The 8331-nt window shown below is 74.3% G+C and carries 10 protein-coding genes; 4 read left to right on the forward strand and 6 right to left on the reverse strand.

Translation table 11 applies throughout. The features are described 5' to 3' along the window. Positions 1-53 precede the first annotated feature (53 nt). Positions 54-656: a helix-turn-helix domain-containing protein gene (locus tag ABTY15_RS18185; RefSeq protein ID WP_350590084.1), complete on the reverse strand. Its 603-nt coding sequence runs from the start codon at positions 654-656 to the stop codon at positions 54-56. Positions 657-774: 118 nt separating this feature from the next. Between ABTY15_RS18185 and ABTY15_RS18190 the strand changes: the two genes are divergently transcribed. From ABTY15_RS18190 to ABTY15_RS18200, 3 genes are all read left to right on the forward strand, one after another. Then, positions 775-2178 carry an MFS transporter gene (locus tag ABTY15_RS18190; protein WP_350590091.1) on the forward strand — a complete coding sequence of 468 codons (1404 nt, stop codon included), beginning with the start codon at positions 775-777 and terminating at the stop codon, positions 2176-2178. A 170-nt stretch (positions 2179-2348) separates the two neighbouring features. Then, positions 2349-2678 carry a hypothetical protein gene (locus ABTY15_RS18195; RefSeq protein ID WP_350590096.1) on the forward strand — a complete coding sequence of 110 codons (330 nt, stop codon included), beginning with the start codon at positions 2349-2351 and terminating at the stop codon, positions 2676-2678. 113 nt (positions 2679-2791) lie between these two features. After that, positions 2792-3409 carry a hypothetical protein gene (locus ABTY15_RS18200; protein WP_350590104.1) on the forward strand — a complete coding sequence of 206 codons (618 nt, stop codon included), beginning with the start codon at positions 2792-2794 and terminating at the stop codon, positions 3407-3409. A gap of 76 nt (positions 3410-3485) precedes the next feature. Here the strand turns inward: ABTY15_RS18200 and ABTY15_RS18205 are convergent, their stop codons facing one another. Both ABTY15_RS18205 and ABTY15_RS18210 read right to left on the reverse strand, forming a co-directional pair. Beyond that, complete coding sequence (locus tag ABTY15_RS18205; protein WP_350590111.1) at positions 3486-4136, reverse strand: tetratricopeptide repeat protein; 651 nt, start codon at positions 4134-4136, stop codon at positions 3486-3488. Positions 4137-4152: 16 nt separating this feature from the next. Continuing rightward, complete coding sequence (locus ABTY15_RS18210; protein WP_350590115.1) at positions 4153-4473, reverse strand: cupin domain-containing protein; 321 nt, start codon at positions 4471-4473, stop codon at positions 4153-4155. Between the two features lie 147 nt (positions 4474-4620). Here ABTY15_RS18210 and ABTY15_RS18215 point away from each other — a divergent pair, with 147 nt between their 5' ends. After that, complete coding sequence (locus ABTY15_RS18215) at positions 4621-5493, forward strand: hypothetical protein (protein ID WP_350590119.1); 873 nt, start codon at positions 4621-4623, stop codon at positions 5491-5493. Between the two features lie 22 nt (positions 5494-5515). Here ABTY15_RS18215 and ABTY15_RS18220 read toward each other — a convergent pair whose 3' ends face one another. From ABTY15_RS18220 to ABTY15_RS18230, 3 genes are all read right to left on the reverse strand, one after another. Further along, positions 5516-6262 (reverse strand): phosphotransferase family protein, encoded by a 747-nt coding sequence (locus ABTY15_RS18220; RefSeq protein ID WP_350590129.1) that lies wholly within the window; start codon positions 6260-6262, stop codon positions 5516-5518. Positions 6263-6374: 112 nt separating this feature from the next. After that, positions 6375-7235, reverse strand: a complete 861-nt coding sequence (locus tag ABTY15_RS18225; protein WP_350590135.1) for an alpha/beta fold hydrolase — start codon at positions 7233-7235, stop codon at positions 6375-6377. 107 nt (positions 7236-7342) lie between these two features. Further along, positions 7343-8011, reverse strand: a complete 669-nt coding sequence (locus tag ABTY15_RS18230) for an HAD family hydrolase (protein WP_350590142.1) — start codon at positions 8009-8011, stop codon at positions 7343-7345. Positions 8012-8331 lie beyond the last annotated feature (320 nt).

An 8331-nucleotide genomic window follows, 5' to 3' on the forward strand; every position in this document is an offset into this window, starting at 1 on the left:
GCACAGGCTAGTGCTCCAGCGGTGGACGTCGATATCGTTGCGCTGCGACCTGCTCACCGGCCCGCCGCCTCCGGCGGGGGAGCTGGGGCCGACGGTGTGGCGCGGACGACGGCCTGGTCGCCGTGCGGGCCGAAGAGGTGGAGGATCTCCACCGCGCTCGTGCCCGCCGGGCCGAACCAGTGCGGCTGCCTGGTGTCGAACTCGGCCACCTCGCCGGGGCGGAGGATGCACTCCTGCGGGCCGAGCAGGAGGCGCAGTTCGCCGGCGAGGACGTAGAGCCACTCGTAGCCCTCGTGGGTCACCAGCCTGGGCTCGCGCGGAGCGAGGACGTGTTTGAACACCTGTACCCGGCCCGGGTACTGGGTCAGGGGCACGAGGACGCTGTGGTCGTCCTTGCGCAGTGGCGTCAGGTGCACGCGGGGGTCGCCGGTGGCGGGCGCGGCCACCAGCTGGTCGAGGGCGACGCGGTGCGCCCTGGCGATCGGGATGAGCAGGTCCAGGGTCGGGCGCCGCAGGCCCGCCTCCAGCCGGGACAGCGTGCTCACGGAGATGCCGGTGGCGGCCGAGAGGGTCTCCAGGGTGAGCCCCCGGTCATGGCGCAGGGCGCGCAGTCGAGGGCCGATGTCGTCGAGGATCTGTCGCAGTTCCGGGTCCACGTGCCCAGTGTGCACGCCGATCGGGCGCTCTTTGCGGTTTCCGCAAGAACGCTGGTCGGGGGCGCCGCCCGGGGCCGAATCTGGCCGGGCATCCACTCCCCGACCCGAGAGGCCGACCATGACCACGGCAACGACGACGGCACCCCCGGTGTCCCCGGCTCAGTCCGAGCTGAGCGCCCGCAGACGGTGGACGGTCCTGGCCGTCTGCTGTCTGAGCATGTTCCTGGTGGGCCTGGACACCACCATCGTCAACGTGGGGCTGCCCGCGATCGGCAGCGGTCTGGGCGTGGGGATCCGCAGCCTGGAGTGGACCGTGGACGGCTACACCGTCGTCCTGGCCGCGCTGCTGATCTCCTCCGGCGCGCTGGCCGACCGCTTCGGGCGCCGGCGGGTGTTCCAGTGCGGACTGGTGGTGTTCGGCTCGGCCTCGCTGGTCTGCGCGTTGGCGTCCTCGGCCGGCGCCCTGGTGGCGGCCCGTGCCGTCCAGGGGATCGGCGCCTCGATGCTCAGCCCGGTGGCGCTGGCGATCGTGGTGAACGCGATGCCCGATCCGCGCGAGCGGGCCCAGGCGATCGGCGTCTGGGCGGCGGTCTTCGGGCTCAGCATGGCCGTGGGGCCGGTCACCGGCGGCGCGCTGGTCGCGGCCTTCGGCTGGCGGTCGCTGTTCTGGGTCAACGCGCCGGTCGTCCTGCTGGCCCTGGTGCTGAGCGCTTTGTTCGTCCCCGCGTCCCGGGGGCAACGGGCCCGGCGGCTCGACCTGCCGGGGCAGCTGCTGCTGACGGTCGTGGTCGGGGTCTGCGTCGGCGTCCTCATCGAAGGGCCGCGCATCGGCTGGGCCTCGCCCGCGGCACTGGCCTGCTACGGCCTGGCGGCCGTGGCGACGGCCGGGTTCGTGCGGGTCGAGTCCCGCCGGGCCGAGCCGCTGATGGACCTGAAGCTCTTTCGGAGCCGAACGTTCAGCGGCGCCGCCCTGGGCGCCGTGGCGGTCTTCGTCGCCCTGAACCTGACGCTGCTGACCAACACCCTCTACCTGCAACACACCCGGGGGTTCACGCCGCTGGCCGCCGGGGTCGCGACGCTGCCGATGGCCGTCGGGGCCACCGTCTGCGCGCCGTGGTCCGGCCGGATGGTCGCCCGGACCGGAGCACGACTGCCGCTGCTCCTGGCCGGCGGCTTCATCACGGCGGGCGGTCTCTGCCTCCTCGCGCTGGATCCGCACACCCCGGTGCCCCTGCTGCTCGTCGCCTACCTGCTCCTCGGCATCGGCGTCGGCTTCGCCAACGCGCCGATCACCAACACCGCCGTCAGCGGCCTGCCGCCCGCCCGGGCCGGGGTGGCCGGCGCGATCACCTCCACCGCACGGCAGTTCGGCGCCGCGATCGGCATCGCCCTGGCCGGCGGCCTGGTCGGACACGCCACCCCGGACGGGATCGCGCACGCCTCCCGGCCCGGCTGGCTCCTGGTCGTGGGCTGTGGGCTCTTCCTCCTCGTCATGGCCCGCGCGGCCCGGCCGAAAGCCTGAGGGGCGGACGGGCGCCGGCGTTCGACTTCCGCTCCGGCTCGCCGACGCCGCCGAGATCGCCCTGCCCCCGTCGAGCAGGCTCCGCCCCACCGAGCAAGCCCCCGACCCGCCGAGCAGGCCCCGACCCGGCGCACCGGCACGATCCCGGGCCGCCGGATAGCCTCGGCCGCGTGAGCGATCAAACGGCGAGGGACACCCGGCTCCGGAAGGACTCGAAGGCGCTGGCCGCGATCGGCGGGCGGGTCGGCGCCCAGGTCGGGCCGATCACCGTCCGGCTGCCGAGGCGGCTGGCCCAGGCGGCCCTGGCGGCCTGGGACCGCTGGGAGTTGGACGGGAGCGGCGAGGAGACGCACGAGCAGCACGTGTTGCACGACCGCGCGGCCGAGCTGGCGCTCATCGGCCTGGCGATCCAGCGGAACGGCCGCTGGGAGGGGAACGAGATGATCGTGGACCTCGACGTCGCATCCGCCGGCGCCGCGGTGCGGGCCTCGTCGAAGTAGCTCGAAGCACCTCGAAGTCGCGGGTGGGAGCCGCCCGGTGGGCCCGGCCGGGCGGGCTCGTCAGCGGTCCTCGTCAGCGGTCCTTGTCAGTGGCCCCCGCTACGGTCGTCCCCATGACCACCGAATTCGCCACCTCGTACGAGCCGTTGCCCGGGCGGGTCGGCCATGTCGCCGCCATCGAGTCGCTCATGCTCGACGGGCGCCGCTACTTCTTCGGCTTCGACCACCGCAGCGACCTGGTCGTCTCACCCCTGATCGACGACCCGGCCGCGATGGCCGCGTTCGCCGCCGCCCACCTGCGCCAGAGCGACGGCCCGCACGACCCGGCGTACTGGGCGGCCCTGGTCGCCGAGGCGGTCGACAGCTCGGACCTGGTCGACGACGACGCCGAGCGGCAGTTCACCACCGAGGAGCTGCGCGACGAACTCCCGGATCCGGACAGCCATCTGCTCTACCTCCTCGACGCGGCCACCGACCTCGACGAGGAGACCGACCTGCCCGCCGAGGTCGCGCAGGCCTGCGAGCGCCTCAACTACGCCGAGCCGGACGAGGAGGAATTCGCCGACTCGGTCGACGACTGCCTGGACGCGATCATCACCCACGGCCCGCTCCACCACCCCGACGAGTGGACGGTCGTCCGCGGCTACCTCACCGCCGCGGTCGCCGCGCTCCCGGGCAACTGGGGCCTGCTGTTCGGCCCCCTCGCCGAGGGCCTGGCCCGCTACTCCTGAACCGCCGCGCTGGTGGGCCGCCCGCGCAGCACCCCGACGCGGGCGGCTCGTCGTCGTGAACGCGACGCCGGTCTCCTCACCCGATCCCGAGGTCCCGCCGGGCCCCGGCGATCCAGCCGAGCACCCCACCCGCCTCCGCACCAACGGCCAACTCCTCGGCCTCACCCAGCAGTTCGACCGCATCCTGGTGCCGCTCCTGCTGCGCGGCGAGGTAGGCAAGCCCGATCAGGTTGGCCGCGGCACCGGCGTCGAAGCCCAACTCCCGCCGCAGCCGCGTCGATTCCTCCAGCCGGGCGCGGGCCTCGGGGAGCCGACCGGCCTGGTGATCGTGGATGCCGAGGTGCCGCAGGGCGTACGAGGCGGTCAGCAAGTCCCCCGCCTGGTCGGCGAGTTCGAGCGAACGCTCGAAGGCCGGGCGAGCCGCTCCCCCGTCGCCGCCGACGACCTGGTGGTACGCGCCGATCCAGAACTGCGCCTCGCCGCGCCCCCGGACGTCCGCGAGCCGCTCGTACAGCGCGTCGGCCCGCTCGAAGAGCTCCAACTCCCCGTCTGCCGGCGCCTTCTCGGCCAGGAAGCGGGCGTGGATCACCCGACCCCGGGCCAGCGCCAGGTCGGCCTCGACGGCGTCGAGGCAGCGGTCGGACTCGGCCAGCGCGCCGTCGTCGCCGCCGAACACGGCCTGCTCGTAGAGTCGTTCGGCAACGCGAAGGCGGTCGTCTGCGGTCATACAACGATCGTATCGATCACTCACCCTCCGCCGAAGCCTCCGGCACCTCCACGATGACCAGCGTCCCCCGGCTCCCCGTCCGCACCGCGTGCGGCACCCCGGCACCCACCCGGTACAGCTCGCCCGCCCGTACCGTCACCGCCGCCCCGCCGGCGAGCAGTTCGAGCCGCCCGTCGAGGACGAACAGCACCTCGGCCGTCCCGTGCAGCTCGGGCGCCAACGAGCGACCGTCCATCCGCAGCACCTTCACCGCCGCCGTCCCGACCCGCCCCAGCACCAGGGACTTCCAGGCCTCCGGCAGCTCCGCCGCCGTCCCGGACACATCGACCAGGCCCATCGCACACGCCTCCCCAGCGGTCCGCCCAGGAGGCGCCCGCACGTCGTGATCAGTGAATGCCTCGGACGCTATCCGAACCGCACCCCTCGTTGGTCGACCGTTCGGTAAAACCTCGGACCCGTCCGGGTCGGACCGTAGGCTGCGGCCATGACGGAGACGACGAACGCCCGCGCGCTGTACGAGGCGCTGCTCGACCACGACGGACAACGGCCGTACCAGGCGGTCGTCGCGCCGTGGCTGGAGCGGGCCGGGCGGGCCGGGTACCGCGAGCGGATCGCCGTCGCCGGGGTGCACCAGCCGTGGTGGGTCGAGGAGGACGGGCAGCTGCTGCTCCGGGAGCTGTACGCGCTGCGCCGGGTCGGCGACCACCTGCTGCTCACGGACGTGCCCGGGTACGCGGCGCTGTTCGGCGCACTCGGGATGACGCCGTTCGAGGAGGGCGTCGAGGACCTGGAGCACGAGGAGCGCGAGGGGGACGAGCGCTTCGACCCCTTCCTGCACGAGATCGTCGAGGTCGAGCAGGACGAGGACCGGCACGCGCCGATCCGGCTCGCCGGGGTGCGGTGGCCCGGCCTGATGCTCGGCGGGCTGCTGTTCGGCCGGGCCGGGGTCCGGGTCCGCGCCGGCGCCGCGCACGCCGAGCGCGGGGTGGCCGACCGCTCGCCGCTGTACTGGACGCACCGCCGCGCCCACCGGCCCGCCCTCGACCTCTCCCACGGCTGGGGGAGCAACTCGCAGTGGCGCACCGACCTGCGGCTCGACTACCGCACGGCCGACGGCGACCTGCTGAACGTGGCCGAGACCGGCGCCGTCGACGGCCGCCCCGACCTGCACCCCGACCACCCCGGCAACCTGAGCCCCGAGGAGCGGCTGCTGACCCCGGCCGAGCGGCGCGAACTGCTGCGCCACCGCTGCCTCCTTCGCACGCCCGAGGCCGTCGCCGCGCTCACCGCCGCCTCGCCGCAGTGGGACCGGGACCTCTTCCCGTACGAGTGGCGGCTGCCCGCCGACGAGGCCTGAGGAGCCGGCCAGGCCCGAGGACTCACATCCGGGCTCTCAGCACGTCGACCTCGCAGCCCGGCGCGAACGGGTCGAAGCCGTGCTCGCTCAGCCAGCGAACCGCCAGCAGGCTTCGCAGCGACCACCACGCGTGGATCACGTCGAGGTCGATGTCGGTGCCGTAGCCGGCGACGACGTCGTCGAGGTGCTCCTCGTGTCCGAGCGTGAAGGTGGCCAGGTCGTACAGGGCATCACCCCGGCCCGCCTCGGACCAGTCGATGATGCCGGTGACCTCGCCGCCGTCGACGAAGACGTGCGCGATCTGGAGGTCGCCGTGCGTGAACACCGGAGTCCACGGCCGGAGCGCGGCCTCGGCGACCTCGCGGTTGCGGGTGACCAGGTCGGCGGGCAGGAGGCCGTTCGTCACGAGCACCTCGCACTCGGCGTCGAGTTCCGCCGCCAGCGCGGCGATGCTCCGGCCGGCCCGCCCGGGCCGGGGCGGCAGCGGCGCGTCGTGCAGCTTCCGGATGGCGGCGCCGGCCGCGGCCCACGCCGCCGGTGACCCGGTCGACGGCCCGCCGAGGCGCCCGAGGGTCGTCCCCGGGAGCGCGGCGAGCGCGAGCACGGGCGGCTTGCGCCACAGGACCTCCGGAGTCGGGACCGGCGCGAGGGCCATCGCCTCGATCTCGACGTCGATGCGCGCCTGATCGGCGTCCACCTTCAGGAACACGTCGCCGACGCGCAGGGTCGCGCGCTCGGAATGGGCGACGACGACCTCGACCTCATCCATGTCGGCCATTGTCGCGGAACGAGCGCCGAGGCCGCCGGGATTTATCGCGGGCGCCCACCCCTCAACCGCGCCACCAGCGTCAACCGCCCTGCCCGTCGAACCGCCCCGCCCGTCAACCGCCCTGCCCGGCCCGCAGGAACGCCCCGACCACCGCCGTGAAGCGCTCCGCGTCGTCGAGCCACGGGAAGTGCGCGGCGCCCGGCTGAACGGCGAGTTCGGCGTGCGGGAACAGCGCGGCCACCTCCGCCATCGCCGGGACGGGCGAGTTGAGGTCGCACTCCCCCGCCAGGACCAGCACCGGCGCCGCCAGCCGGGCGAGCGCCGCCCGGGTCGCCGCCGGGTCGAACGCGCCCTCGGCGCCGTACGCGGCGGCGGCCTCGGCGTTGCGCTGGTGGTCGGCGGCGGCCAGGTGGGCGCGCGCGGTGTCGTCCCAGCGGCCGTACCCGAAGGGCGCGATGGCCTGCCAGGCGGCGGCCGAGGGGCGCCCGGCGGTGATCTCCTCCAGCGCGGCGAAGGCCTCGGCGAACCACGGCTCGTCCTTGCGCAGCAGCGCGGCGTCCCGCCGGTCCTGGCCGGGGACGTCGATGCCGAGCGCGAACACCCCCGGGGTGATCAGCGCGAGGCGGGCGATCCGCTCCGGGTGGCGCTCGGCGTAGCGCAGGGCGAGGCTCGCGCCGCCGGAGTGGGTGAGCAGGTCGATCCGCTCCAGCCCGAGGTGCTCGCGCAGCGCCTCGACGTCGGCGGTCTGCCGGTCACAGCGGTAGCTGCCGGGGTCGGCCGGGACGGCGGAGCGCCCGGTGCCGCGCAGGTCGAGCCGGACCAGCCGCCGGTGGGCGGCCAGGCCGCCGAGGTCGCCGAGGTAGGCGGAGTCCTGCATCGGCCCGCCGGGCAGGCAGAGGACGGGGGCACCGTCGCCCTCCCCGGTGAGGTGGTAGGCCAGGTCGGTGCCGTCGGGCGCGGTGAAGGTGGGCATGGGGCATGACCTTGCCAGCGCCGGAGCACCGAACGCAACGGGGTTACGGCCCCGAGCCACCCACTCCCCGCGCCGCCCCGAGCACCCCACCCCCCGGCCGCCCCGGGTTACTCCCGGCCGCCCCCGGCGATGAGCTCCGGCAGCCGGCGCATGTCGTCGAAGACGCAGGTGCCCGGCCCGACCAGGCGCTCCGCCGGGGTGAGACCGCCGGCGTAGCCGAGCGAGCGCATTCCGGCGGCGCGGGCGGCCTCGACGCCGGGCCGGCTGTCCTCGACGACGAGGCAGGCGGACGGGTGGACGCCCATCGTCCGGGCGGCGTGCAGGAACAGGTCGGGGGCGGGCTTGCCGCGCTCGACCTCGGTGGCGCTGAAGATCCGGCCGGCGAAGTGGTCGTAGAGGCCGGTCCGGCCGAGGGTGTGGCGCATCTTCTCGTGCGAGCCGCTGGAGGCCACGCAGGTGGGGACGGTGAGCGCGGCCAGTGCCTCGGGCAGGCCGTCGACCGGGGTCAGGCCGGCGTCCACGGCCTCGGCGTGGAGTTCCTCGAAGCGCTTCCACCAGATGGCGGTCTTCTCGGGTCCGACCTGTCCGACGAGCAGTTCCTCGATCGAGGCCTGGGAGCGGCCGATGAACCGCTCGATGACCTCGGCCTCGGTCACCGGCCAGCCCAGCTCCGCGCCCAGCCGCACCTGGACGCGGGTGGCTATGACCTCGCTGTCGACGAGGACCCCGTCGCAGTCGAAGATCACGAGCTTTATCGCCTCTGTCGAATTGATCATTCCGACAGAATAGACACCGTTCCGATCCCCGACCGCTGGACGGGTCTGCTCAACGTGCCGCGCAGTCCGGCCCCGGAGGCACGGAGCCCCGGGGCCGGACTGCGCAGCGGCGTCAGCGGCGGCGTCAGCGCCGGTGGCGACGAAGCGTCAGCTGGTCTGGAGGGAGGTGTCGTCGATCACGAAGCTCGTCTGCAGCGAGGAGTCCTCGACGCCGTTGAACTTCACGGTGACCGTCTGGCCCGCGTAGGACGAGAGGTCGAAGGTGCGCTGCTGGTAGCCGGCCGCGGCGTCCACGTTGGAGTAGGTCTTCAGCGTGGTGC

The sequence above is a fragment of the Kitasatospora sp. NPDC097643 genome (assembly GCF_040302625.1).
Classification (GTDB): Bacteria; Actinomycetota; Actinomycetes; order Streptomycetales; family Streptomycetaceae; genus Kitasatospora.